Source organism: Streptomyces radiopugnans (genome assembly GCF_900110735.1).
GTDB lineage: Bacteria > Actinomycetota > Actinomycetes > Streptomycetales > Streptomycetaceae > Streptomyces > Streptomyces radiopugnans.
In genome coordinates, this window is record NZ_FOET01000011.1 from 134,693 (window position 1) to 159,649 (window position 24,957).

Sequence of the window (24,957 nt, forward strand, 5' to 3'; positions counted from 1 at the left end):
GGACGGCCCCCGCCCGCCACCGCCGCGCCGCGGCTGTCGGCGCGGCGCGCTAGCGTCTTGTGGGTGCCCGCACAGCTCACCGACCCCGACGACCTCCGGCGGATCCTCGGCATCCCCTTCACCGCCGAGCAGATGGAGTGCATCACCGCTCCGCCCGCGCCGCAGGTCATCGTGGCCGGAGCCGGGTCGGGCAAGACGACGGTGATGGCCGCCCGGGTGGTCTGGCTGGTGGGCACCGGACAGGTCGCGCCCGAGCGCGTGCTGGGCCTGACCTTCACCAACAAGGCGGCGGGCGAGCTGGCCGAACGCGTGCGCGGGGCGCTGCACAGGGCGGGCGTGCTCGACCCCGACCCCGCCGACCCCGAGCAGCCGCCCGGCGAGCCGCGGATCTCCACCTACCACGCCTTCGCCGGGCAGCTGCTGGGCGAGCACGGACTGCGGCTGGGCGTCGAGCCGTCCGCCCGGCTGCTGGCCGACGCCACCCGCTACCAGCTCGCCGCCTCGGTGCTGCGCACCGCGCCCGGCCCCTTCACGGCGCTGACCAAGTCCGTCAGCGAGCTGGTGCGCGACCTCCTCGCCCTCGACGGCGAACTCTCCGAGCACCTGGTGGAACCGGCTCGACTGCGCGCCCACGACCGCGAGTTGCTCGACCTGCTGGAGAGCGGCGCGGTGAGGCTCACCAACGCCGCCCTGCGGAAGGTGCCCGAGACCGCGCGGGGCCGCCTGGAACTGCTGGGACTGGTCGAGGAGTACCGCAGGCGCAAGCGGGAGCGCGAACTGCTCGACTTCGGCGACCAGATGGCACTGTCGGCGAGGCTGGCGCGCGACGTGCCCGAGGTCGGGCGGATCCTGCGCGAGGAGTACGCCGTGGTGCTGCTGGACGAGTACCAGGACACCTCCGTGGCCCAGCGCGTCATGCTGGCCGGCCTGTTCGGGGGAGGCACCGGCCATGCCGTCACCGCCGTCGGCGACCCCTGCCAGGCCATCTACGGCTGGCGCGGCGCCTCCGTGGCCAACCTCGACGACTTCCCCGAGCACTTCCCGCTCGCCGACGGCACCCCCGCCCGCCGCCACGCCCTGAGCGAGAACCGCCGCAGCGGCGGACGGCTGCTGGAGCTGGCCAACACCCTGGCCGCGCCGCTGCGCGCCCGCCACGCGGGCGTGGAGGCGCTGCGCCCCGCACCGGGCGCCGAGCACGACGGCCTGGTGCGCTGCGCGCTGCTGCGCACCCACGCCGAGGAGATCGCTTGGCTGGCCGACTCCGTCGCCCACCTGGTGAACACCGGCACCCAGCCCGGCCGGATCGCCGTGCTGTGCCGCACCGCCGGCGACTTCGCGCAGATCCAGGGCGCGCTGGTGGAGCGCGAGGTGCCGGTCGAGGTCGTCGGTCTGTCGGGACTGCTGCATCTGCCGGAGATCGCCGATCTGGTCGCCATGTGCGAGGTCCTCCAGGACCCGACCGCCAACGCCGCCCTGGTGCGCCTGCTCACCGGCCCGCGCTGGCGCATCGGCCCGCGCGACCTCGCCCTGCTGGGCCGCCGCGCCCGGCTGCTGGTGCCCGGCGGCCCGCGTACGGGCGACGGGGACGCCGGCGTCGAGGTGCGGCTGGCGGCGGCAGTGGAGGGCACCGACCCGGCCGAGGTGGTCTCGCTCGCCGACGCCCTCGACACCTTCCTGGGCACCGGCGGCCACGACGACCCGCTGCCGTTCTCGGCCGACGCCCGGGTTCGCTTCGCCCGGCTGGCCAAGGAGATACGCGATCTGCGGGCCTCGCTCGCCGACCCGCTGATGGACGTGCTGCACCGGGTGCTGTCCGTCACCGGCCTGGAGGTCGAACTCTCCGCGTCCCCGCACGCGCTGGCCGCCCGCCGCCGGGAGACCCTGGGCACGTTCCTGGACATCGCCGCCGGATTCGCCTCGCTGGACGGGCAGTCCACCCTGCTGGCCTTCCTGGGCTTCCTGCGCGCCGCGGCCGAGTACGAGAAGGGCCTGGACAGCTCGCTGCCCGGCGAGGAGAACACCGTCAAGGTCCTCACCGCGCACAAGTCCAAGGGCCTGGAGTGGGACGTGGTCGCCGTCCCCGGGCTGGTGGCCGGGAACTTCCCCAGCGGGCAGGCCCGCGAGTCCTGGCTCTCCCAGCCGAAGGTGCTGCCGCCCGCGCTGCGCGGCGACGCGGGGACACTCCCCGAACTGGCCGGCTGGACGGCGAAGGACCGCAAGGCCTACGACGAGGCGGTCAAGGACCACCAGCACACCGAGGAGCTGCGGCTGGGCTACGTCGCCTTCACCCGGCCCCGCTCCCTGCTGCTGGGCTCGGGCCACTGGTGGGGGCCCAGCCAGAAGAGGCCGCGCGGCCCCTCCTCCTTCCTGGAGGCGCTGCGCGCGCACTGCGAGGCCGACCCGCGGCACGGCGAGGTCGAGCACTGGGCCGAGGAGCCGGGGGAGGGCGAGGAGAACCCGGCCCTGGAGGAGCCGGCCGAGGAGCGTGCCTGGCCCCTGCCGCTGGACGAGGAGGCCCTGGCGCGCCGCCGCGCCGCCGCCGCGCGCGTCATGGCCCACCTGGACGGGCGGACGGGGACGGACGGGCGCGCGGGCGGGCGTACGCTGCCCCGCCCCCGTACGGCCCCGGAGCCCGCCCCGGCGGCCCCGGCGGTTCCGGCGGCCCCGGCGGTGGAGTCCGCCCCGGGGCCGGGACCCGCGCCCGCCCCGGAGCCCGAGCCGGAACCGGCGGGGGAGGACGCGCGGACCGTCGCCTCCTGGGACCGCGACATGGAGGCGCTCACCGCCGAACTGCGGCGGGCCCGGTCGGGCGTGCGGGAGGTGCCGCTGCCCCCGGCGCTCTCCGCGACCCAGCTCGTACGCCTGGCCGCCGACCCCGAGGGCTTCGCGCGGGACCTGGCCCGGCCCATGCCGCGCCCGCCGCGGCCCGCGGCCGCCCGCCGGGGCGCCCGCTTCCACGCCTGGGTGGAGTCCCGCTTCGAGGAGCTGGAGCTGCCCCTGCACGACCCCGAGGAGCTGCCGGGCGGAGAGGACGAGGGCGGGACGTACCCGGGCGGCGGCGACACCGGGATCGCCGACGAGAAGGACCTCGCCGCACTCAAGGAGGCGTTCGGCCGCACTCCCTACGCACACCGCACCCCCTACCGAGTCGAGGCGCCCTTCCGGCTGGTGCTCGCGGGCCGGGTGGTCCGGGGCCGGATCGACGCGGTGTACCGCGACGAGGAGGGCCGCTTCGAGATCATCGACTGGAAGACCGGGCACTCCGGCAGGGCCGACCCGCTCCAGCTCGCCGTCTACCGCCTCGCCTGGGCCGAGCGGCACGGGCTGCCGCCCGAGGCCGTACGCGCCGCCTTCCTCCACGTCCGCAGCGGGGAGCTGGTCCGCCCCGCCCGGCTGCCGGGCCGAGCCGGCCTGGAACGGCTGCTGCTGCACGGCGCGGACGACACGGACGGCACAGGGGACGTGGACGCCCCGGACGCCCCGGATGTTCCGGACATCCCGGGCGGCCGGGAGGCGCCGGGCGTCCGGCGGGACGCGGCGGCCGATTCCGGGACGGGCGGGACGGCCGGATAGGCTCGGTGCATGAGCACCACCCCGGCCGCTCGTGGACACCGCCGTCCGCGTGCGCACCGCAGGCCGGCCCGCCGTCCCCGCGGACGGTCGGCGCCCCCCTCCCCCCGGCACGGGGGAGCGGACGGGACGGCTGTGCGCGGGCGCCGCCGCGGACGGAGGGGGACGGGTCTTCCACCGCACCCGGACTGCACGGGATGGTCCGGCGGCCGTCGTACGCACCCGAACCACCGCTCACGCAGCAGGGGAAGTTGGTAGCAGCCGTGATCACCTGGCCCGACCACACCACCGCCCGCCCTCCGGTCACGCTCACCGCCACCGGCGGCATAGACCGGGCCGCCCACCACCGGCTGGACGAGGCCTGGCTCGGGGCGGCCTGGAGTCACCCGACGACCCGCTGCTTCGTGGTGTCCGGCGGGCAGGTGCTGATCGAGGACACCGGGGACGGCCGCGCCGAACTGGTGACTATGCCGTCCTTCGACGCCCCGCTGACCGAGGCGCACCGCTACTTCCTCGGCATCGACGGGGACGGCGTGCGCTACTTCGCGCTCCAGAAGGACGCGCTGCCGGGCCGGATGGACGACGCGGCCCGCCCGGCCGGTCTGCGGGAGGCGGGCATGCTGCTCTCCGAGCGCGACGCCCAGCTGATGGTGCACGCCGTGGCCCTGGAGAACTGGCAGCGCATGCACCGTTTCTGCTCGCGCTGCGGCGAGCGCACGGTCATCGCCGCCGCCGGCCACATCCGCCGCTGCCCGGCCTGCGGCGGCGAGCACTACCCGCGCACCGACCCGGCCGTGATCATGCTGGTGACGGACCCTGAGGACCGGGCGCTGCTGGGCCGCCAGGTGCACTGGCCCAAGGGCCGCTTCTCCACGCTCGCGGGCTTCGTGGAGCCGGGTGAGTCCATCGAGCAGGCGGTCGTCCGCGAGGCGGGCGAGGAGGCGGGCGTCACGATCGGCAGGGTCGAGTACGTCGCCAGTCAGCCGTGGCCCTTCCCCTCCAGCCTGATGCTGGGCTTCGTCGCGCACGCCACGTCCACCGAGATCCGGGTGGACGGCGAGGAGATCGAGGAGGCCCGCTGGTTCTCCCGCGAGGAACTGCGCGCCGCGTTCGCCTCCGGCGAGGTGCTGCCGCCGTCGGGCATCTCGATCGCGGCCCGGCTGATCGAGATGTGGTACGGGCAGCCGCTGCCCGGTCCGCTGTGACGGACCGCCCGCCGCGGGCCCGGTGAGCCGGGCGCGCGGCGGGCGGCCGGCGGTGGCGCGTCAGGCGCCCAGAACGGCCTTCACCGTCGCGATCGACGGGTTGGGCAGGGCCGAGCCGTCGGGGAAGAGCACGGTCGGGACCAGCTGGTTGCCGTTGTTGACCTTCTCGACGAAGGCCGCGGCCTCCGGGTCGTGCTCGATGTTGACCTCGGTGTACGCGATTCCCTCGCGGTCCATCTGGCCCTTGAGCCGACGGCAGTAGCCGCACCAGGTGGTGCTGTACATCGTGACCGTTCCCGCCATGGGTTCTCGTGCTCCTCGTCTCGGCTTGTCGGCGTACTGGCACCGGTGGAACGTTCAAGCGGCCGGGCTCATTCCCGGCGGTCCGGACGGCGCCGTCCGTGCCCGCGTCCGTGCCCGCACCTGTACCCGCACCCGTGCCGGCACCCGTGGCGGGCACCGGCACGGCGCCCGGACCGGGGCTCCGCGGGGCGTTCCTGCTACGAGTCCCGGCCACCTGTGGACGACGGTTACCGGCCCCCGGGCCGACCTGGCAGCATGGCGGGGTGACAGCAGCAACGCCCTCCCCCCTCTTCCCACACGTCCCCGACTCGCCCGACGAGGTGCTCGAAGGACTCGATCCGGAGCAGCGCGAGGTGGCGACGGCACTGCACGGCCCGGTGTGCGTGCTGGCGGGGGCCGGTACGGGCAAGACGCGCGCGATCACGCACCGGATCGCGTACGGGGTGCTGGCGGGGGTGCTCCCGCCCGCGAGCGTGCTGGCCGTCACCTTCACCAACCGCGCGGCGGGCGAGATGCGCGGGCGGCTGCGCCAGCTCGGCGCCGGCGGTGTGCAGGCCCGCACCTTCCACTCCGCCGCCCTGCGCCAGCTGCAGTTCTTCTGGCCGAAGGCGATCGGCGGCGATCTGCCGCGCCTGCTGGAGCGCAAGGTCCAGCTCGTCGCCGAGGCCGCGGCGCGCTGCCGCATCCGTCTCGACCGCAACGAACTGCGCGACGTGACGGGCGAGATCGAGTGGGCCAAGGTCACCCAGAGCGTCCCGGAGGACTATCCGGCCGCGGTGGCGAAGTCCTCGCGCGAGGCCCCGCGCGACCCGGCCGAGATCAGCCGGATCTACGGGCTCTACGAGCAGCTCAAGCGCGAGCGCTCGGTCATCGACTTCGAGGACGTGCTGCTGCTCATGGTCGGCATCCTCCAGGAGCGGCCGGACATCGCCGACACCGTGCGGCGGCAGTACCAGCACTTCGTGGTGGACGAGTACCAGGACGTCAGCCCCCTGCAGCAGCGGCTGCTGGAGCTGTGGCTGGGGGACCGGGAGAGCATCTGCGTCGTCGGCGACGCCAGCCAGACGATCTACTCCTTCACCGGGGCCACCCCGGACCACCTGCTCGACTTCCGTACCCGGCACCCCGGCGCCACGGTGGTGAAGCTGGTGCGCGACTACCGCTCCACGCCGCAGGTGGTGCACCTGGCCAACGGGCTGCTGGCCCAGGCCCGGGGCCGGGCCGCCGAGCACCGGCTGGAGCTGGTCTCCCAGCGGGAGACCGGGCCCGAGCCCGTCTACACCGAGTACCCGGACGAGCCCGCCGAGGCCGAGGGCGTCGCCCGCCGCATCCGGGAGCTGATGGACGCGGGGGTGCCCGCGAGCGGGATCGCGGTGCTCTACCGCGTCAACGCCCAGTCCGAGGTCTACGAACAGGCCCTGGCGGACGCGGGGGTGCCCTACCAACTGCGGGGCGCCGAGCGCTTCTTCGAGCGGCCCGAGGTGCGCGAGGCCGGTGTCGCCCTGCGCGGCGCGGCGCGCGCCGGGGGCAACGACCCGCTGCTGGCCGACGCCGTGGACCTCCCCTCCCAGGTGCGGGCGGTGCTCGGCGGCACCGGCTGGACGCCGCAGCCCCCGGCCGGATCGGGTGCGGTACGCGACCGCTGGGAGTCCCTGGCCGCCCTGGTGCGGCTGGCCGAGGACTTCGCACGGGCCCGGCCGCAGGCGGCGCTGGCCGACCTCGTGGCCGAGCTGGACGAGCGGGCGAACGCCCAGCACGCCCCCACCGTCGAGGGCGTCACCCTCGCCTCGCTGCACTCCGCCAAGGGCCTGGAGTGGGACGCGGTCTTCCTGGTCGGGCTGACGGACGGGACGCTGCCGATCAGCTACGCGAAGACCGACGAGCAGATCGAGGAGGAGCGCCGGCTGCTCTACGTCGGCGTCACCCGGGCCCGGCGCCACCTCTCCCTGTCCTGGGCGCTGTCACGTTCGCCGGGCGGCCGGGGCGGACGCCGCCCGAGCCGTTTCCTGGCGGGACTGCGGCCCGGCTCCTCGCCGGGCGGCGGCGGCCGCGCCGGTGCCGCCGGAGGGGTGGAGCGCGGCGGGCGTTCGCGCAGGCGGCGCGGTCCGGTGCGGTGCCGGGTGTGCGGGCGCACGCTCACCGACGCGGGCGAGATCAAGCTGATGCGCTGTGAGGGCTGCCCCTCCGATCTCGACGAGGAGCTGTACGAGCGGCTGCGCGAGTGGCGCTCGGCCCAGGCGCGGCAGCTCGGCCAGCCGGCCTACTGCGTCTTCACCGACAAGACCCTCATGGCGATCGCCGAGGCACTGCCCGACAACGAGGCGGAGCTGGCACGGATCCCGGGCGTGGGCGGGCGCAAACTCCAGAGGTTCGGCGCCGATGTGCTGGCCCTGTGCGCGGGCGAGGAGATCGGCGCGGATCCGGGCGAACCGGCGGACGAACAAACGGGCGAACAAGCGGACGAAGAGATTCCGGAATCTGTCACAGAGGCTGTTACGAATCCGCCGGGAAAATAGTTTGCGCGGGCCGTCCAAACCCTCATAGCCTTCCGGGCATGGACGAGGCGGGGCCTACTGGCTCCACCGAATCCATGCTGTACTGAACCCTGAACGCCCGGATCGACACACCCGTCGATCCCCCAAAGCGCCGAGAGGAGGCGAACTTCGATGACCACCACGATCACCACCATCACCACGGAACCGATCGGTCGCGAGGTCCTCGCCTCCTGCCTGCTCGGTTCCCGCCCGTCCGGCACCCGCGCCTTCGGTGCCGCGGCCGCACGTCCGGCCTCCCTCGCGGTTCTGTCGATCCGTGAGCGGGTCAGCGAGCGACCGACCCAGGCACCCGCGGTAGTGGCGGCGGCACAGGCTGATGCCTATGCCTTCACCGGCGCGGCCAACGGTGCCGGCAACGGACAGAAGCAGGCCAAGCACCACACGATGTGGGCCTTCCGTGGGCTCGAACCCTGGAGAGATCCAGCCTGATCGGCACGATCAGGTCGGCACCTTCCAGGGCCGCGGAACCCACACCGGGATCCGCGGCCCTTCTGTTTTCCCCAAGTGGCCCGGCCACCAGCCGGGTCGAAGAGACGACACACAGACGAGGAATCCACCGCCGTGCACATCCAGACGCACGCCCCGTCCGTACAGCCCGACCCGATCCGAACGTCCGATTCCACGGAGGACTCCTTGACCCCGCTCACCACGCTCACCGAGCTCGACGACGCCATCGAGCGTCTCGGTGTTGCCGTGCCCTGCCGCAGCTACGACCCGGAGGTCTTCTTCGCCGAGTCGCCGGCCGACGTGGAGTACGCCAAGTCCCTGTGCCAGACCTGCCCGCTGCGCGAGGCCTGCCTCGCCGGCGCCAAGGACCGCCGCGAGCCCTGGGGTGTCTGGGGCGGCGAACTGTTCGTCCAGGGGGTCGTCGTCCCCCGCAAGCGGCCGCGCGGCCGTCCCCGCAAGAACCCGGTCACGGCATGAACACCGTCGGCACGATCGATCACCCCGCGACGCACGGTCCCGCGCTGCGTCCCTTCCCGAAGCCGGAATCCGCGATGACCCTCAACACCGACAACCACGCGAGCACACAGCCCGACGCCACCGCCTCGCTCCAGAACAGGACCCGCGACATGCAACTCATCCCAGAAGCCATGGCCCGTGCCCATATGCGCGAACGCATGCGGGAGGCCGAGGCGGAGCAACTCGGCCACCGGGTGATCACCGCCCGCCGTATGCAGCGCCGTGCCGAACGGGCCTCCCTGCGGGCCCGCCGCGCGCTGGCCCTGGCCATCATGCAGTGACGGCTCACCGGCCCGGCCGTTGCCGGGACCGGTGACAGCTCCACTCCGCCGGTCCTGATGGCCCGGAGCCGGCCCGGCTCCGGGCCGGGGCCGGCCGGACGGCCGGGAGCAGAGGACAACGAGACAGACCTGGAGCCGGGGCGGTCACCGCCCCGGCTCCCGCCTTCTTCCGGGCGGGGCGCGGCGAGCCCGGCCGCCCCAGGCCCCTCAGGCGGAGGTCCCAGTCACCTCCGCCTCGTCCTCGGTGCCGTCGAAGTACTCCTCCTCGTCCTCCTCCGGCAGGAAACCGGGCACCCACGCCTCCATCTCCTCGTGCATGCGCACCTGCGCGCCGAGCTGGCACAGCACACCGATCGTGCTGAGCGTCACCCGGTGGATCAGCAGATAGGAGGGCGGCAGGTTGAGCTGCTTGCCCAGCTGGTAGGCGGGGGAGCGCGGATCGGCGATCCGCGCGGCCTGCTCCCGCATCCAGTCCCGGGAGAAGACGAACTCCTCCTCCTGTGCCGGTTCGATGATCGGCAGGAGGTACTCCAGCACCGCGTCCGGGTCCAGCTCGACGGACGGCCTGATGAACCCCTCGTCGCACAGCAGCTCGTGGACCCCCTCCGCGTCGCCGTCGAGCGCCATCCGCAGCGCGACGCCGATCGTCGGCGGCAGCCCCTCCGGCAGCCGGTCGACCGTGCCGAAGTCCATCACCCCCAGCCGCCACTGCTCGGGCGGCCCGTCGGGGGCGTCACCGGTCAGCAGACGGAAGTTCCCCGGATGCGGGTCGGCGTGCAGCAGCCCGGTGCGGGCCGTGCCGGAGAAGAGGAAACGCGCCAGCAGCTGCCCGGCCCGGTCCCGCTCCTCGCGGCTGCCTTCCCTGATCACATCGGCCAGCGGCACACCTTCCAGCCACTCGGTGACCAGCACCTGATCGCACTGGTACACCACGTCCGGCACCCGCACGTCCGGATCGTCGGCGAACTCCTCCGCGTACGCCCGCTGCGCCCGCGCCTCCAGTTCGTAGTCCAGCTCCTCGCTGAGCCGGTCGCGCATCTCCGAGACCAGCGGCTTGATGTCCACGCCCGGGATGAGCGGGCCCAGCAGCCGGACGAAGCGCCCCAGCTGGTTCAGGTCCGACAGCAGCGCCTCACCGGCACCGGGGTACTGCACCTTCACGGCCACCGGACGGCCGTCGTGCCAGACACCGCGGTGCACCTGCCCGATCGAGGCCGCCGCCGAGGGCTTGTCCTCGAACTCCTCGAACAGCTCCCGCCAGTCCGCGCCCATGCGCTCGGCCAGCGCGGCGTGCACCGTGGCCACCGGCATCGGCGGCGCCGCCTCCTGGAGTTTGGTCAGTGCCGCGCGGTAGGGGCCGGCCACCTCCTCCGGGAGCGCCGACTCGAAGACCGACAGCGCCTGGCCGAACTTCATGGCGCCGCCCTTCAGCTCCCCGAGGACCTTGAAGAGCTGCTCGGCGGTGCGCTGCTGCAACTCCTGCCCGACCAGGTCCGCGGAGTATCCGCCGATCCGCTTGCCCAGCCCCCAGGTCGCGCGCCCCGCCATCCCCAGCGGCAGCGCGGCCAGCTTGGCGGTACGGGTGACGGCCTTACGCGGAAGATCCGACATGTGCCCCTCCAACTTCCCGACAGCACGACCAGGTGGCAGCGCCGAGGACAGCGGTCATGTGGCCATTGTGGACCGCCGGGCCCCGTCCGCCGAGAGCGGGCGGCCGCCGTGCCCGGAAGCCGCACCGCACGGACACTCCGGATGAGGCGGCACCGGCTCGCACTCGGCGCGCAGCCGCGGCAGCACCCAGTGCTGCCGCGAGTCCGTGACACAGCTCTCGTCCCCGTCCAGGAAGCTCAGCGCACAGGAGGCGGTGGCCCCCGCGACCACCGTCGCCAACGCCACGTCGCAGGCGGGCACCGCCGACCGCCGTGCCGACCTCCACTGTGCCACCACCAGCGGCCAGGTGGGTTCCCGCTCGGCGCACCCGAGCATCAGGCACTCGGCACAGGCCGCCGCGCCCGGCAGTACCAGCGGCCCCACGAAGCCGGTGGCCTCGACCACACCGGCGTACAGATGCGGCCGCCCGCCCCGGACCAGCTCCTCGGCGGCGGCGGGATCCGGGGCGTAGGCGGCCAGGCCGTCGCGCGGGGCGATCACCACCAGAGCGAGCCCCGGCGCGCTGTCCCCCCGGCCGGCACCGTCCCCCCGGCCGGGGCGGGGCGGCCGGGCCCCGGCGGCCGCACGCCGTACCGCCCGGCCCGCGGCCGAGGCCCGCCGCTCCCCGGTCTGGTCGGGGGCGATGCCCCCGGGCGCGGTGTCCCACGGCGCCACGCAGCCGCCGTCCACCACATCCACCTGCCCTACCCCGGCCGCCGACAGCAGAGCCGCCACCGTCGCCCCGACCCGTCCCGCGCCGCGCACCTGCACCCGGGCCGCCGCCCGGGCGGCCAGCCGGCGCACCCCGCCGCCCGGCTCGGGCCGGAGCACCGAGAGCGACCCCAGGTCCGGACGGAGCCGGTCGTCCACCCGTGCCGCCGCCCGCCGGTGGGCCGTGGCGTCGTCCAGCAGCCCCGCTTCCGCCAGCCGTGCCACCAGCCGGTCCGCCGCGTCCGCCCCGAGCCCCATCGCCTCGGCGGCCTGTCTGAGCCGGGGGAGGCTGCGGGTGCCGTCGAAGAGCTCCAGGAAACCGCCGGTCGCGGTGTCCACCGGGCCCAGCAGCACCGCGTGCGCGGGCGCCACCCCGTACCGCACGGTGTTCCTGTCCCGCCAGGCGCGCCGAAGCGCCGGTTTGATCATCGGATGCACGACAAGCCCCCTGAAGCACTGCTGAACCACTGCCTGACCGTCGCCGAACCACCACCGGCGCACCCGGCGCCGGGAGGACCGGACGGCTCCAGCCTGCGCCCTTCGCCGAGGTCGCCGCTGAGAGCCGTCCACAGGGCGCGGCGTTCGTCATACCGGATGTGCGGGGGCGCCCGGGAGGCGCGCCGACGGCTCGCACGGAGGCGTGCGTTCCCGCGAGCGACCCGGAGGCGGGACTTCCGCCGACGCCGCCGGGTAACGTCGTGGCATGCCCGCAGACCCGCTGAACAGCGTCGAGAAGCCGGGCCCCGGCCCGGACGGCGCGGCCGCGGGCGGCACGGCACCGCGGCCGGACGCGGTCGAGGTCCGCCGCAGCGCACGCCGCCGCCGTACGGTCTCCGCCTACCGGGAGGGCGGCCGCACGGTCGTCCTCATCCCGGCCCGGATGTCGAAGGAGGAGGAGCGGCGCTGGGTGGGCGTCATGCTCGACAAGCTGGCCGCCCAGGAGAGCAGGAGGACGCTCGACGACGGAGAGCTGGCCGCCCGCGCGGTGCGGCTGTCCGAGCAGTACCTGGCCGGGCGAGCCCGCCCGGCCACCGTGCGCTGGGTCACCAACCAGAACACCCGCTGGGGTTCGTGCACCCCCGCCGAGGGCAGCATCCGCCTCTCCCACCGTCTGCAGGGCATGCCGGAGTACGTCCTGGACTACGTCCTCCTGCACGAGCTGGCCCATCTGCTGGTGCCCGGCCACGGACCGGACTTCTGGCGGCTGCTGGAGGCCTACCCGCGCACGGAGAGGGCCCGGGGGTTCCTGGAGGGCGTGATCGCCGCGGGCCGGCTGCCGAACCTTCCCCGCGACGGGGACGAGTGAGCCGGGGAGGCACCGGTTAGCCTGGCGCAACGCAATTCACCGCTTCGGATGGGGGACGGTCGTTACGCATGGCCAGGGAATTCCAACGAGGCCACAAGGCCAAGATCAGCGATCTGACAGCCGGGACGGACCTGTACGTGGGCGTGCGGATCTCCGCGCCGGGGCTGTCGTTCGACATCAGCTGCTTTGGGCTCGACGCCGGCGAACGGCTGTCGGACGACCGTTACTTCGTCTTCTTCAACCAGCCCGAGTCGCCGGAGAGGGCGATCCGGCTGCTGGGGGCCCAGGCGGGCGACACCGAATCCTTCAGGGTGACGCTGGACCGCATCCCCGCGGACATCCACAAGCTCTCCTTCACCGCCACCATCGACGGCGACGGGCAGATGTCCCGGATCGACCCCGGCTATCTGCGGATCGTCGCGGGCGGCGAGGAGGTCGCGCGCTATTCGTTCGACGGTTCGGAGTTCACCACCGAGCGGGCCGTGATGCTCGGCGACTTCTACCTCAAGGACGTCTGGCGCTTCGCGGCGGTAGGGCAGGGATTCGACGGAGGGCTGGAGGCGCTGCTGAAGCACTTCGGCGGTGAGGTCCTGGAGGAGGAGCCCGCCTCCGCCCCCGCACCGGCTCCGCAGGCGGTGCCCGGCTTCGCGCCGCCCGCCGGACCGGCGCCCGGCTTCGCGCCCCCGGTTGCCCCCGCGGCTCAGCAGCAGGCACCCGCACCGGCTCCCGCGCCCGCACCCGCCCCCGCACCGGCTCCGCAGGTCCCCCCGGCCCCGGCCCCCGTGCCCGTCCAGCCGCCTCCGGGGCAGCCCGCACAGCCCGTTCCGCCCCCCTACGGAGGCGGGCCCGCCCAGCCGGGCTTCCCCGGGCAGGCGGCCCCGCCCGGGCCGCCCCCGCCCGCCCCGATACCCGCGTCCCCCACCGCCCCGGGCCAGGCCGCGCCCAGCCCCTTCGGACAGCCGCAGGCTCCGCAGCAGCCCTTCGGGCAGCCCGCGCACACGCCGCAGCAGCCCTTCGGGCAGGTCCCCGGTCACCCCGGTCACCCCGGTGTCCCGCAGATCCCCCAGGGGCCGGCGGCCGGCATCGGCGCCGCACTGGAGAAGTACCGCGAGGCGCCCACCGGACAGCGCTGGACCCTGCAGAACCCGGCGCTGATCCGCGCCGACCTCTCCCACGACGGCCAGGGCGTCCTCGCGCGCCAGGGCAGCATGGTGCTCTACCAGGGCAAGGTCGACTTCTCCTACAAGGGCGCCGGGTTCGCCGGGCGGATCGTCGGCAACGCCACCGGCCAGGAGATGCAGCTGATGCGCTGCACCGGCCGCGGCCAGGTGTTCTTCGCCGAGAGCGCCGCGCACGTCCACCCCATCGAACTCCAGGGCGACGCTATCTGCGTCTCCGCCGACAACGTGCTCGCCTTCGACGAGACCCTCCAGTACGAGGTGCGCCGGATCGACGGCCACGGCATCCCCGGCGGCGCGCTGTTCACCATGCAGTTCCAGGGCACCGGCACCGTGGTGGTCAAGACGCAGGGCACCCCGGTCGTCCTGCCCGTCACCCCGACCACCTTCGCCGACAGCCAGGCCGTCGTCGCCTGGTCCGCCGGCGCCCAGGTGATCATCTCCAGCCAGGTGAGGCTGCGCCGCAACGCCTATCCGGGCCACAGCGGGGAGACCGTGAACCTCCAGTTCCGCGGTGCTCCCGGCAACTTCATCGTCGTCCAGCCCTACGAGGTCTGAGGGAGCCCGCCATGGACCGCACAGTGATCCCGGGGGTCTCGGGCTACGCCCCGACCCCGCCCGCCGCCCGTATGGAGAACCACGGCTCGCACATGGTGAAGATCGCCATGGTCGGCGGCCAGGACGTCTTCGCCCGCTCCGGCTCGATGGTCGCCTACGAGGGCTTCGTCCAGTACGAGGCCAACCCGCCGGCCGTCCGCCAGGCCGCCTCCCAGTGGCTCACCGGCGAGGGCGCCCCGCTGATGAAGTGCAGCGGCGACGGGCTGCTCTACCTCGCCGACTACGGCGCCGACGTCGTCTGCCTGAACCTCGACAACGAGGCCCTCTCCGTCAACGGCACCAACCTCCTCGCCTTCGACGCCCACCTCCAGTGGGGCGTCGAGCGCGTCAAGGGCCTGGCGAAGTTCTCCGGACAGGGGATGTTCAACGTCGGGATATCCGGCACCGGCTGGGTCGCCCTCACCTCCCGCGGCACCCCCGTCGTCGTGGACTGCGGACGCGGCGAGGACGAGACGTACGTCGATCCCGACGCACTGGTGGCCTGGTCCTCGGGGCTGAAGATGAAGGGCAAGCGGAGCATGAAGGCGGGCGCGCTGATCGGCCGGGGCAGCGGCGAGGCGTACCAGATCGCCTTCTCCGGCCGGGGATTCGTCGTCGTACAGCCCAGCGAGGACAGCACCGACCGCCTGCGCGTCCGGGGCTGAGGGGGAAGGAAGAACCATGCAGAGTCCGCTCTTCGGCCACACCGAGGTGCAGAGCCAGGACCGCTACGCCCTGCAGAACCCGCAGCTGCTGCGGGTCCTGCTCGGCGGCCAGGACGACGTGCTCGCCCGCAAGGGCGCGATGGTCGCCTACCAGGGCCTGGTGGAGTTCGACGGGGAGTACCGGAGCGCCGGGCAGCGCCGCAGGCAGGCGCGCACCGGTGAGGGCCTGGACCTGATGCGCTGCTCCGGGCAGGGCACGGTCTACCTGGCCAACCTCGCCCAGTACATCCACATCATGGACGTGGAGTCCGAGGGGCTGACGGTCGACAGCTCCTACGTGCTGGCGCTGGACTCCTCCCTGCACTGGGAGGTGATCGCCGTGGACAGCCAGTTCGGGATCTCCGGCTCCGGCGCCTACAACCTCAACATCACCGGACGCGGCAAGGTCGCGCTGATGACCTCCGGCCGGCCGCTGGCGCTCCAGATCACCCCGGAGCGGTACGTCAGCGCCGACTCCGACGCGGTGGTCGCCTGGTCCAGTTCGCTGCGGGTGCAGATGCAGGCCCAGACCAGCTCCCAGAGCGTGTTCCGCCGGCGAGGCAGCACGGGGGAGGGCTGGGAGCTGAACTTCATGGGCCAGGGCTTCGCCCTCGTCCAGCCCAGCGAACTGCTGCCGCCGCAGAACGCGGCGGCGGGCCTGGGCGCGCAGTACGGCATGGGCCAGCACGGCGCACGCGGCCAGAACCAGGGCAACATCTGGTCCAACTAGGCGGCGCGCGGCGCGCGGGCCCACCCCGGAGGACGGCCCGCGCGCCCTGCCGTCACAGCAGTGCGCGCGTGCGGTCCGCCAGCCGTACGACGGAGTCGTCGGCCACGCCCGCCACCTCGTCCCAGCCGAACCAGCGCAGCTCCAGGGACTCCTCGCTCAACGCCTCCACCGCACCCTCGGGCGCCAGGGCGGCGTACTGCACGTCCAGGTGCCAGGCGCAGGGCGTGAGGTGCCGGTCGAGGCGGACGGGCCCGCCCGGCAGCAGGGTGAGCCCGTCGACGCCCGACTCCTCGGTGGCCTCCCGCAGGGCGGCTGCGGCGAGGGCGGTGTCGCCGGGCTCGCAGTGTCCGCCCGTCTGGAGCCACATCCGCAGCTTGCGGTGGTGCGTCAGCAGGACGCGTCCGCGGCCGGGGTCCACCACCAGCGCGCTCGCCGTGATGTGCCCGTCCGCGCAGGACCGCCACACGCCGTCCGGGCGGGCGGCCAGGTGGTCGCAGTACGCCAGGCGCAGCGCCTCCTGCGCCCCGTCCGGCGCGGACCACTCCTTGAGCGTCCGCGCCGCGTCCTCGTGCAGGCTCACCGGGCGCCGCCGGGCTCGTCCCCGCCGTCCCCGCGCTCGTCCCCGCGGTCTTCGCCGCGCCCGCCGGTCCCGCCGCCTTCGCCGTCCCCGCCGTCCTCTCCGCCGGACTCCTTGCCCAGCAACCCCTCCAGTTCGGAGAAGTCCAGCTGCTCGCGGTGGACGAAACCGTCCGGGTCGTCGAGGTCCTCGGCGGTCGGCAGCATGTCCGGGTGCGCCCACAGCCCGTCGCGGCCGTCCATCCCGCGGGCGTCGGTGAGCGAGGCCCACAGCCGGGAGGCGTCGCGCAGCCGCCGGGGCCGCAGTTCCAGCCCGATCAGCGTGGCGAACGTCTGCTCGGCCGGACCGCCGCCGGCGCGGCGGCGGCGCAGCGTCTCGCGCAGGGCGGACGCGGACGGCAGATGGGGCTCGGCCGCGGCGTGGACCACCGCGTCCACCCAGCCCTCGACCAGCGCCAGCGCCGTCTCCAGCCGGGCCAGGGCCGCCTTCTGCTCGGGGGTGTCCTCGGGCTGGAACATGCCCTGCTGCAGTGCCTCCTGCAGCTCCTCCGGGCGCGAGGGGTCGAGCTGCCCGACGACGTCCTCCAGCTTGGCCGTGTCCACCTTGATCCCGCGCGCGTACCCCTCGACCGCGCCGAACAGGTGCGAGCGCAGCCACGGGACGTGGGCGAACAGCCGCTGGTGCGCCGCCTCGCGCAGCGCCAGGTAGAGCCGCACCTCCTCCAGGGGCACGCCCAGGCCCTCGCCGAAGGCCGCGATGTTGGCCGGCAGCAGCGCCGCCCGGCCCTTCGGCCCCAGCGGCAGGCCGATGTCGGTGGAGCCGACCACCTCGCCGGCCAGCACGCCCAGCGCGTGCCCGATCTGGGTGCCGAACATCGCGCCGCCCATGGAGCGCATCATCCCCAGCAGCGGGCCGGCCATGGCCTGCATCTCCTCGGGAAGCACGTCGCCCATGGCCGCCCCGACCCGCTCGGCGACCGGGTCCACCAGGTCCTTCCACACCGGGAGGGTGGACTCCACCCACTCGGCGCGACTCCAGGCGAGGGCCGAACCGGAGCCCGAGGGCAGCGAGGTCACGCCGTCCAGCCACAGGTCGGCCAGGCGTACGGCCTCCTCCACCGCCTTCCGCTCCTGCGGGCCGATGCTGGCGTCCTTGGTGCCGTCCGGGGTGCCCGCGGCGACGGTCTGCCGGGCGATGTCCTTGGCCATGTCCCAGTTGACCGGCCCGCCCTCGTAGCTGAGCATCTGGCCGAGCCGCTGGAACGCGGCGCCCAGGTCGTTCGGGTCGAAACCGCCGGGACCGCCGCCCAGCGATCCGAACATCGCCGCGAGCGGGTTGTCGGCGCCGCCGGCGCCGCCGAACCCGAACGGGTTCGGCCGCTGGCCGCCCTGACCCTGATCGCCCTGGCCGCCCTGGCCGCCCTTCTTCCGTCCGTCGTCGCCCTCCTCGGGCTCCTCGGGCGGCATGCCGAATCCGAATGGGATGTCACTCACGGGGTTCCTCGGCTCTGGTGGATGGGACGCTGGGACGTCGGTGGGATGGTGTGCGATGTGGCGGGCTTTACGTCCAGCCTAGACACCTCTCGTGCAGGATGGAGCCTGCGCACGTCGTACCCAGAGACAACCGCGGGAGACACCGGGTGAGTTCCCAGGAGCCAAACGTTCGCGGTCCGCGTAACGGAGCCGCAGGGCCCGTCGTCGCGGTCACCGGCGCCGCATCGGGGGTCGGCGCGCTGCTCACCGAGCGGCTGGTCGCCTCCCCCGAGGTGGGGCGGGTCATCGCGCTCGACGAGCGCCGCGGCGCGGTGGACGGCGCGCAGTGGCACGTCCTGGACGTGCGGGACCCGGCCATCGCCGACCGGCTGCGCGGTGACGGCGAACCGGTGGACACCGTGGTCCACCTCGCCCTCGACCTGGACCTGGAGACCGACCCCGCCGCCCGCACCGCCTACAACGTGCGCGGCACCCAGACCGTGCTGACCGCGGCCGCCGCCGCGGGCGTGCGCCGGGTGGTGCTGTGCACCTCGGCGATGGTCTACGGGGCCCTGCCCGACAACGACGTGCCGCTGGCCGAGGACGCCGAGCTGCGGGCGACCGCCGAGGCCACCGGTGTGGGCGACCTGCTGGAGATCGAGCGCCTCGCCCGGCGCGCCCCCCGCGCGCACCCGGGGCTGAACGTCACGGTCGTGCGCCCCACCGTCCTGGTCGGCGGCACCGACACCGCCCTGACCCGCTACTTCGAGTCCCCGCGCCTGCTGGTCGTGGCCGGCTCCCGGCCCTGCTGGCAGTTCTGCCACGTCGAGGACCTGGCCGGCGCCCTGGAGTACGCGGCGCTGGAGAAGGTGGAGGGCGAGCTGGCGGTCGGCTGCGACGGCTGGCTGGAGCAGGAGGAGGTCGAGGAGCTGTCCGGCATCCGCCGCATGGAGCTGCCCTCCGCCGTCGCGCTCGGTGCCGCCTCACGGCTCCACCGCCTGGGACTGACGCCCTCCCCGGCCGGTGACCTGGCGTACACCATGCACCCCTGGGTGGTCAGCGGCTCCCGGCTGCACGAGGCGGGCTGGCGGCCGAAGTGGACCAACGAGGAGGTGCTGGCCGCGCTGCTGGAGGAGGCGGCCGGGCGCCACGCGGTCGCGGGCCGCCGCCTGGGCCGCAAGGACGCCACCACGCTCGGCGCCGCGGGCGCCACCGTCGCTCTGGTGGGCACCGCGGCCCTGGTCCGGCGCGCCCGCAAGGCCCGCCGCCGGGTGTGACACCGGGCCGCCGTACGGCCGCGTGCCCGGCCGAGGCACCCGCCGGACCGCCGGCGCCGGTGTGTCGGCGGGCCGCCGCTGCGCGCTCCCGCGCCCGTACGGCACCATGACCCCATGGCACAGACGTACGACCACCCCGGGGAGCGGGCGGCGCCCGACCCGATCCGCCTCCTGGCGATCCGCGACACCCCGCTCTCCGTGGACGAGGTCCTCGCGGCCGTCGGCGACGCCTCGGCGGGCGGCACCGCGCTGTTCGCGGGCACCGTGCGCGACCACGACGGGGGCGCGGGGGTGACCGGGCTCGGCTACTCCTCCCATCCCACGGCCGAGACCGAGCTCCGCCGGGTCGCCGAGGAGGTGGCGGCCGGCTTCCCCGTGCGGGCGCTCGCCGCGGTCCACCGGGTGGGGGACCTGTCGGTCGGTGATCTGGCCGTGGTCGTCGCCGTCTCCTGCGCGCACCGCGCCGAGGCGTTCGAGGCGTGCCGCCGCCTGATCGACGATCTGAAGCACCGGGTGCCGATCTGGAAGCACCAGACCTTCACCGACGGCACCGAGGAGTGGGTGGGGGCCTAGCGCCGCGGTCGCGCGGGGCATGCCGGAGCGGTGGCCGGGAACAGTCCCCGCAGAGCCGGTGCGGGAAGCGGGCGGTTCCCCGGGGCGTGGAGTTGCGGAAGGGCACCCCTGCCGGAACGGTTGACTCATCCGGGATCTAGTCTGCTCATAGGCCGTATCTCCGGCGCACTCGAGGATCGGGAGGTCACTGTGGCGGCACTCGCCTGGTTGCTGATTCCGTTCGTCGCCGCGATCGGGGCGGCCGTGTGGTCCGTGTGGGCCTCGCGCAAACCCAGCGGTTTCGGGGACGCCGACGGGGTCGCCGGATACGAGGCCTTCCGCGCCGCCATGGAACGCCCGCACGGCCGCGGGACGGGGCGGGAGGACCGGGACGGCCGCGAGGACTCCGCCGCCGTGTCCCGCACGGCCCCGGACGGGCGGGCCCCCGCGGCCGACTGACGCGCGGTTCCCGTACTGTCGTGCCATGCCACGCCGGACCGCGACGATGCTCACCTCCACCCTGCTGCTCATAGCCGTGCTCTGCGCGGCGGTCCTGATCAGGGTGCCGTACGCAGAGATGTCACCGGGCCCCACCGTCAACACGCTCGGTGAGCACGGCGGCGAACCGGTGCTGAGCATCGAGGGCAGGAAGACCTACGAGCCGTCCGGGCACCTGAACATGACCACCGTCCGCGTCACCGGCGCCGACTACCGGATGAACCTCGTGGAGGCCGTCTACGGCTGGCTGGCGGAGGACAGCGCCGTCGTCCCGCACGACACCCTCTACCCCGACGACAAGTCGGCCGAGGAGGTGCGCGAGGAGAACGCCGAGGAGTTCACCCAGTCGCTGGAGAGCGCCAAGGTCGCCGCCCTGCGGGAGCTGGACGTTCCGGTCGGTGAGCGGGTGGTCGTCGCCTCCGTGGTCAAGGGCGGGCCGGCCGAGGACAGGCTGCACGCCGGGGACGTGATCACGGCCGTGGACGGCGAGGCCGTGAAGCAGCCGGGAGACGTCGCCGAGCTGGTGACCGAGCACGAGCCCGGCGAGGACGTGGTCTTCACGGTCGTCCCGGCCAAGGCCGCCCGGGCGGCCGAGAAGGCGGGCGAGAAGCCCACCGGCTCCCGGGAGGTCACCGTCACCACCGACGAGGCCGACGACGACGGGCGGGCCGTCGTCGGGATCCGGGCGGGGCTCGACCACACCTTCCCGTTCGAGATAGAGATCAAGCTGGCCGATGTCGGAGGTCCCAGCGCCGGGCTGATGTTCGCCCTCGGCATCATGGACAAGCTCACCCCCGGCGACCTCACCGGCGGTGAGTTCGTGGCCGGCACGGGCACCATCGACGGCGAGGGGCGGGTCGGCCCGATCGGCGGCATAGGGATGAAGACCATCGCCGCCCGGGACAAGGGCGCCGAGTACTTCCTCACCCCCGAGGACAACTGCGCCACCGCCGCCCGCGACGTCCCCGAGGGCCTGACCCTGGTCAGGGTCGGCACGATCGACGACGCCCTGGGGGCCCTGGAGGACATCCGGGAGGGGGAGACGGCCGGCCTGCCGCGGTGCACGGCAGGCTGACCCGTTCCCCCGCCCGCGGGCGCCCGTCCGGCGGGCACCCGCCCCGCGGTTCCCGCCGCGGGCCGGACGTCAGTCGCCGAAGGTGGCGGCCAGCGCCTCGGTGAGCCCGGGCACCAGATCGGGACCGGTCAGCACCTCGGTCGGCGAGTCCTTCTCGCGCAGCCGCAGCGCCGACTCCCGGGCGCCGTCGCGCAGCACCGCCACGGTCATCCGGACCTCCTGGCGCTCGGGGTGCTCGGCCACCCAGCGGGCCAGCCGCTCCTCGGCGCCCTCCTCCTGGAGGTTCTCGGGGACGGAGGCCTCCGCCGAAGGCGGCAGCATCAGCCGCTCCACGGTCATCGCGCACCCGGAGACCGCGTCGGGCCAGGCGATGGTGCCGAGGAACTCGTCCAGGGGGATCCCGGCGGGCAGTTCGTCCTGCTCGACCGGGGTGAGTGGGGCCTCGCCGTCCTGGCGGCCCTCGCCGCCGAGTCCGAGCTGCTCGGCCAGGGCGGGGTCCTCGGCGCGCAGCCGGTCGGTGTCGACCAGGGCGAACAGTCGGGCGGGCTGGTCCCAGCCCAGGCCCGCGACGTACTCGTCGATCTCGAGCACGGCACGGGTCAGCGGGCTGGCGGCCAGGGGTGTGCCGTCGATTGGAAGGTTGTTCATCCTCATATCGTGCCGCCGAACCCCCCGGGAACGGGAACCGGGTAAAGGTTCAGTAAGTTGCATGGGTGGGGCCCTAGCATTCGGGGCCAGTCCCATCCGCTGCGATCTTCGAGGTGCGCACCTTGGCTTTCCAGATGCCGGACCGGGGCCCAGGCGGGCCCTCAGGACCACGGATCAGTGTCGGCAGGCCCTCCAGGCGCGCCAAGACCCTGCTCATGACGGTGGGCGTGCTGGCCGTGCTGGCCATGCTCTTCGTCATGTTCGCGGGGTTCTGGACCGACTGGCTGTGGTATCGCTCGGTCCGATACACCACCGTCTTCACCACCACTCTGTGGACCAAGATCGGCATGTTCGCCGTCTTCGGTCTGCTGATGGCCGCGGCCGTCGGCTTCAACATCTGGCTGGCCCACCGCCTGCGGCCCCCGCTGAGCGCGATGTCGCTGGAGCAGCAGAGCCTGGACCGCTACCGGATGGGTATCGCCCCGTACAAGAAATGGGTGCTCCTCGGGGTCACCGCGCTGGTGGGGCTGATCGCCGGCGCGTCGGCGGCCGGTCAGTGGCGCACCTGGCTGATGTGGGTGAACGCCGTTCCGTTCGGCACGGCCGACCCGCAGTTCGGCAAGGACGTGGCGTTCTACGCGTTCGACCTGCCCTGGTACCGCTTCCTGCTGAGCTTCGGCTTCGCGGCCGCGGTGCTCTCCCTGCTGGCCGCCGGGCTGGTGCACTACCTCTACGGCGGGCTGCGCCTGACCACCCCGGGCGCCCGCGCGACCTCCCAGGCCACTGGCCACCTGTCGGTGCTGCTGGGCGTCTTCGTGGCGCTCAAGGCGGTGGCGTACTGGCTCGACCGCTACGGCCTGGCGGTCAAGTCCGGCGACTTCAAGGCGACCGACAACTGGACGGGTCTGCGGTACGTCGACGCCAACGCCTACCTCCCGGCGAAGACGATCCTGTTCTTCATCGCCGCCATCTGCGCGGTGCTCTTCTTCGCCACCCTGTGGCGGCGCACCTGGCAGCTGCCGGTGATCGGCTTCGGCCTGATGGTCCTCTCGGCGATCCTGATCGGCGGCCTCTACCCGGCGATCGTGCAGAAGTTCCAGGTCCAGCCGAACGAGCAGGCCAAGGAGGCGCCGTACATCAAGAAGAACATCGACGCCACCCGCGACGCCTACGACATCGACGACGCCGAGGTCTCGAACTACTCGGGGGAGAGCGAGGCGAGCAACGAGGAGCTGCGCGACGCGGCGGACACCACCGCCAGCATCCGGCTGCTCGACCCGAACGTCGTCTCGCCCAGCTTCCAGCAGCTCCAGCAGGTCCGCAGCTACTACCAGTTCCCGGCCACCCTGGACGTGGACCGGTACGCCACCGAGGACGGCGAGGAGCAGGACACCGTCGTCGGCCTGCGCGAGATCAACATCAACGGCATCACCGAGCGCAACTGGATCAACGACCACTTCAAGTACACCCACGGCTTCGGCATGGTGGCGGGCAAGGGCACCGAGGTGGCCTCGACCGGCGCGCCGGCCTTCATCGAGAAGAACCTCCCGCCGGAGGGCGAGCTCGCCGAGGACGGTTACGAGCCGCGGGTCTACTACGGCGAGAAGACCACGCAGTACTCCATCGTCGGCGGTCCGCAGAAGGAGCTGGACTACATCGCCGGCAGCGAGGAGAAGACCTACAGCTACAAGGGCGACAGCGGGGTCAGCCTGGGCAACGTCGCCAACCGCGCGGCGTACGCGGTGGCCTTCAACGAGCCGCAGATCCTCTACTCGGGCGCGATCGGCGAGGGCTCGCGGATCCTGTACAACCGCACGCCCAAGGAGCGCGTCGAGGCGGTGGCCCCCTGGCTGACCATCGACGGCGACCCCTACCCGGCGGTGGTGGACGGCCGCATCCAGTGGATCGTCGACGCCTACACCACGACCAACCAGTACCCCTACTCGTCCCGCACCACCCTGGGCGAGACCACGGCCGACGCGCTGACCGACGGCCAGCGTGCGGTCATCGCCCAGCAGAACCGGGTCAACTACATCCGCAACTCGGTCAAGGCCACCGTGGACGCCTACTCGGGCGAGGTGAAGCTCTACGAGTGGGACACCCGGGACCCGATGCTGAAGACCTGGATGAAGGCGTTCCCCGGCACGGTCGAGCCGAAGAGCGAGATCAGCGACTCGCTGGTGAACCACTTCCGCTACCCGCAGGATCTGTTCAAGGTCCAGCGCGAGCTGCTGACGCGCTACCACGTCACCAGCGCGAGCCAGTTCTACAGCGGCAGCGAGCGCTGGCAGGTGCCGGACGACCCGACGCAGAAGGGCAACGCGGTACCGCCGTACTACCTGAGCATGAAGATGCCGGACCAGGAGGAGCAGACCTTCTCCCTGACGACGACCTTCAACCCCAGCGGCCGCGAGACGCTCGGCGCCTTCATGGCGGTCAACGCCGACGCCCGCAGCGACGACTACGGGACCATCAGGATCCTGAAGCTGCCCTCCAACACCACGGTGTCCGGACCGCAGCAGGTGCAGAGCCGGTTCAACTCCGACACCGACATCGCCAACGAGATCAACATCCTCAGGCGCGGTGACTCGGAGGTCGAGTACGGCAACCTGCTCACGGTGCCGCTGGAGGGCGGCCTGCTCTACGTCGAACCGGTCTACGTCCGCGGCGCGGGCACCAACTACCCGCTGCTGCGCAAGGTGCTGGTGACCTACGGCGAGGAGACGGCCTTCGAGAACACCCTCGGCGAGGCGCTGAACTCCGTCTTCGGGGTCGAGGGCTCCGAGGAACCGCCCGCGGAGGGCGAGGAGCCGCCCGAGGGCGAGGAGGACACCACGCCTCCGCCGGCGGAGGGTTCGGAGGACGCGACGGTGCAGGAGGCCCTCCAGGACGCCCAGGAGGCGTTCGAGGCCGGACAGGAGGCGCTGGGCAACCAGGACTGGGACGCCTACGGCCAGGCCCAGCAGGATCTGGAGGACGCGCTGGAGCGGGCCGCCGAGGCGGAGCAGTCGGCCGGCGGTGACGGCGGATCCGACAACAGGAACGACGAGGGACGCAGGGAAGAGTGAACCGGTGGTGAGCGGGCTCCCTTCGCGCCGTGGTAAG

At 73.5% G+C, this 24,957-nt stretch carries 21 protein-coding genes; 15 read left to right on the forward strand and 6 right to left on the reverse strand.

All coding sequences use genetic code 11. The features are described from left to right. Nucleotides 1-63 precede the first annotated feature (63 nt). Both BMY40_RS19340 and nudC read left to right on the forward strand, forming a co-directional pair. Nucleotides 64-3,573, forward strand: coding sequence for an ATP-dependent DNA helicase (locus BMY40_RS19340; protein WP_093661443.1), 3,510 nt, complete (start codon nucleotides 64-66; stop codon nucleotides 3,571-3,573). Between the two features lie 260 nt (nucleotides 3,574-3,833). Continuing rightward, nucleotides 3,834-4,775 carry an NAD(+) diphosphatase gene (gene nudC / locus BMY40_RS19345; protein WP_093661307.1) on the forward strand — a complete coding sequence of 314 codons (942 nt, stop codon included), beginning with the start codon at nucleotides 3,834-3,836 and terminating at the stop codon, nucleotides 4,773-4,775. Between the two features lie 60 nt (nucleotides 4,776-4,835). On the opposite strand, the gene BMY40_RS19350 is transcribed toward nudC, so the two are convergent. Then, nucleotides 4,836-5,078: a mycoredoxin gene (locus tag BMY40_RS19350; protein ID WP_093661309.1), complete on the reverse strand. Its 243-nt coding sequence runs from the start codon at nucleotides 5,076-5,078 to the stop codon at nucleotides 4,836-4,838. 263 nt (nucleotides 5,079-5,341) lie between these two features. Here BMY40_RS19350 and BMY40_RS19355 point away from each other — a divergent pair, with 263 nt between their 5' ends. The 4 genes from BMY40_RS19355 (at nucleotide 5,342) to BMY40_RS19370 (ending at nucleotide 8,877) form a co-directional block, all read left to right on the forward strand. Next, nucleotides 5,342-7,594, forward strand: a complete 2,253-nt coding sequence (locus tag BMY40_RS19355; RefSeq protein WP_245770183.1) for an ATP-dependent DNA helicase UvrD2 — start codon at nucleotides 5,342-5,344, stop codon at nucleotides 7,592-7,594. Between the two features lie 150 nt (nucleotides 7,595-7,744). Further along, on the forward strand, nucleotides 7,745-8,062 hold the full coding sequence (locus BMY40_RS19360) for a hypothetical protein (RefSeq protein ID WP_093661311.1): 318 nt from the start codon (nucleotides 7,745-7,747) through the stop codon (nucleotides 8,060-8,062). Nucleotides 8,063-8,194: 132 nt separating this feature from the next. After that, complete coding sequence (locus tag BMY40_RS19365) at nucleotides 8,195-8,557, forward strand: WhiB family transcriptional regulator (protein WP_093661313.1); 363 nt, start codon at nucleotides 8,195-8,197, stop codon at nucleotides 8,555-8,557. Further along, complete coding sequence (locus tag BMY40_RS19370) at nucleotides 8,554-8,877, forward strand: hypothetical protein (protein ID WP_093661315.1); 324 nt, start codon at nucleotides 8,554-8,556, stop codon at nucleotides 8,875-8,877. The genes BMY40_RS19365 and BMY40_RS19370 overlap by 4 nt, the downstream gene beginning before the upstream one ends. A 207-nt stretch (nucleotides 8,878-9,084) precedes the next feature. Here the strand turns inward: BMY40_RS19370 and BMY40_RS19375 are convergent, their stop codons facing one another. Together BMY40_RS19375 and BMY40_RS19380 are read right to left on the reverse strand one after the other, a co-directional pair. Then, nucleotides 9,085-10,488: an ABC1 kinase family protein gene (locus BMY40_RS19375; protein ID WP_093661317.1), complete on the reverse strand. Its 1,404-nt coding sequence runs from the start codon at nucleotides 10,486-10,488 to the stop codon at nucleotides 9,085-9,087. A 54-nt stretch (nucleotides 10,489-10,542) separates the two neighbouring features. Then, entirely contained in the window at nucleotides 10,543-11,676 is a 1,134-nt protein-coding gene (locus BMY40_RS19380) for a ThiF family adenylyltransferase (RefSeq protein WP_218158308.1), read from the reverse strand. Between the two features lie 265 nt (nucleotides 11,677-11,941). On the opposite strand from BMY40_RS19380, the gene BMY40_RS19385 reads away from it, so the two are divergent. From BMY40_RS19385 to BMY40_RS19400, 4 genes are all read left to right on the forward strand, one after another. Beyond that, entirely contained in the window at nucleotides 11,942-12,544 is a 603-nt protein-coding gene (locus BMY40_RS19385) for a M48 metallopeptidase family protein (RefSeq protein ID WP_093661321.1), read from the forward strand. A gap of 68 nt (nucleotides 12,545-12,612) precedes the next feature. Further along, on the forward strand, nucleotides 12,613-14,280 hold the full coding sequence (locus tag BMY40_RS19390; RefSeq protein WP_093661323.1) for a TerD family protein: 1,668 nt from the start codon (nucleotides 12,613-12,615) through the stop codon (nucleotides 14,278-14,280). An 11-nt stretch (nucleotides 14,281-14,291) separates the two neighbouring features. Beyond that, nucleotides 14,292-14,984, forward strand: coding sequence for an AIM24 family protein (locus tag BMY40_RS19395; RefSeq protein WP_093661325.1), 693 nt, complete (start codon nucleotides 14,292-14,294; stop codon nucleotides 14,982-14,984). A 16-nt stretch (nucleotides 14,985-15,000) separates the two neighbouring features. Beyond that, the gene (locus BMY40_RS19400; protein WP_093661327.1) at nucleotides 15,001-15,753 is read left to right on the forward strand and encodes an AIM24 family protein; all 753 of its coding nucleotides are present in this window, start codon (nucleotides 15,001-15,003) and stop codon (nucleotides 15,751-15,753) included. A 52-nt stretch (nucleotides 15,754-15,805) separates the two neighbouring features. Here the strand turns inward: BMY40_RS19400 and BMY40_RS19405 are convergent, their stop codons facing one another. Continuing rightward, nucleotides 15,806-16,333 (reverse strand): NUDIX hydrolase, encoded by a 528-nt coding sequence (locus BMY40_RS19405; protein WP_093661329.1) that lies wholly within the window; start codon nucleotides 16,331-16,333, stop codon nucleotides 15,806-15,808. Next, complete coding sequence (locus tag BMY40_RS19410; protein ID WP_093661331.1) at nucleotides 16,330-17,823, reverse strand: zinc-dependent metalloprotease; 1,494 nt, start codon at nucleotides 17,821-17,823, stop codon at nucleotides 16,330-16,332. The genes BMY40_RS19405 and BMY40_RS19410 overlap by 4 nt, the downstream gene beginning before the upstream one ends. A 146-nt stretch (nucleotides 17,824-17,969) precedes the next feature. Between BMY40_RS19410 and BMY40_RS19415 the strand changes: the two genes are divergently transcribed. The 4 genes from BMY40_RS19415 to BMY40_RS19430 all read left to right on the forward strand — a co-directional run bounded on the left by BMY40_RS19415 (nucleotide 17,970) and on the right by BMY40_RS19430 (nucleotide 21,204). Further along, nucleotides 17,970-19,079: an SDR family oxidoreductase gene (locus BMY40_RS19415; RefSeq protein ID WP_093661333.1), complete on the forward strand. Its 1,110-nt coding sequence runs from the start codon at nucleotides 17,970-17,972 to the stop codon at nucleotides 19,077-19,079. 114 nt (nucleotides 19,080-19,193) lie between these two features. Beyond that, complete coding sequence (locus BMY40_RS19420) at nucleotides 19,194-19,652, forward strand: molybdenum cofactor biosynthesis protein MoaE (protein WP_093661335.1); 459 nt, start codon at nucleotides 19,194-19,196, stop codon at nucleotides 19,650-19,652. A 189-nt stretch (nucleotides 19,653-19,841) separates the two neighbouring features. Continuing rightward, on the forward strand, nucleotides 19,842-20,090 hold the full coding sequence (locus tag BMY40_RS19425; protein WP_093661337.1) for a hypothetical protein: 249 nt from the start codon (nucleotides 19,842-19,844) through the stop codon (nucleotides 20,088-20,090). 25 nt (nucleotides 20,091-20,115) lie between these two features. Then, nucleotides 20,116-21,204, forward strand: a complete 1,089-nt coding sequence (locus BMY40_RS19430) for a YlbL family protein (protein ID WP_093661339.1) — start codon at nucleotides 20,116-20,118, stop codon at nucleotides 21,202-21,204. Nucleotides 21,205-21,273: 69 nt separating this feature from the next. Here BMY40_RS19430 and BMY40_RS19435 read toward each other — a convergent pair whose 3' ends face one another. Further along, nucleotides 21,274-21,858, reverse strand: coding sequence for a PPA1309 family protein (locus BMY40_RS19435; protein ID WP_425443141.1), 585 nt, complete (start codon nucleotides 21,856-21,858; stop codon nucleotides 21,274-21,276). Nucleotides 21,859-21,986: 128 nt separating this feature from the next. On the opposite strand from BMY40_RS19435, the gene BMY40_RS19440 reads away from it, so the two are divergent. Next, on the forward strand, nucleotides 21,987-24,920 hold the full coding sequence (locus tag BMY40_RS19440) for a UPF0182 family membrane protein (RefSeq protein WP_425443142.1): 2,934 nt from the start codon (nucleotides 21,987-21,989) through the stop codon (nucleotides 24,918-24,920). The last annotated feature ends 37 nt before the right edge of the window (nucleotides 24,921-24,957 follow it).

What these genes read in the sequence shown, in the direction of transcription:
- BMY40_RS19395 (WP_093661325.1), top strand. Translation starts at nt 14,292, where the DNA reads ATGGACCGCACAGTGATCCCGGGGGTCTCGGGCTACGCCCCGACCCCG.
- BMY40_RS19400 (WP_093661327.1), top strand. Translation starts at nt 15,001, where the DNA reads ATGCAGAGTCCGCTCTTCGGCCACACCGAGGTGCAGAGCCAGGACCGC.
- BMY40_RS19375 (WP_093661317.1), bottom strand. Translation starts at nt 10,488, where the DNA reads ATGTCGGATCTTCCGCGTAAGGCCGTCACCCGTACCGCCAAGCTGGCC.
- BMY40_RS19350 (WP_093661309.1), bottom strand. Translation starts at nt 5,078, where the DNA reads ATGGCGGGAACGGTCACGATGTACAGCACCACCTGGTGCGGCTACTGC.
- BMY40_RS19435 (WP_425443141.1), bottom strand. Translation starts at nt 21,858, where the DNA reads ATGAGGATGAACAACCTTCCAATCGACGGCACACCCCTGGCCGCCAGC.
- BMY40_RS19430 (WP_093661339.1), top strand. Translation starts at nt 20,116, where the DNA reads ATGCCACGCCGGACCGCGACGATGCTCACCTCCACCCTGCTGCTCATA.
- BMY40_RS19390 (WP_093661323.1), top strand. Translation starts at nt 12,613, where the DNA reads ATGGCCAGGGAATTCCAACGAGGCCACAAGGCCAAGATCAGCGATCTG.
- BMY40_RS19360 (WP_093661311.1), top strand. Translation starts at nt 7,745, where the DNA reads ATGACCACCACGATCACCACCATCACCACGGAACCGATCGGTCGCGAG.
- BMY40_RS19385 (WP_093661321.1), top strand. Translation starts at nt 11,942, where the DNA reads ATGCCCGCAGACCCGCTGAACAGCGTCGAGAAGCCGGGCCCCGGCCCG.
- BMY40_RS19440 (WP_425443142.1), top strand. Translation starts at nt 21,987, where the DNA reads ATGCCGGACCGGGGCCCAGGCGGGCCCTCAGGACCACGGATCAGTGTC.
- BMY40_RS19420 (WP_093661335.1), top strand. Translation starts at nt 19,194, where the DNA reads ATGGCACAGACGTACGACCACCCCGGGGAGCGGGCGGCGCCCGACCCG.
- BMY40_RS19370 (WP_093661315.1), top strand. Translation starts at nt 8,554, where the DNA reads ATGAACACCGTCGGCACGATCGATCACCCCGCGACGCACGGTCCCGCG.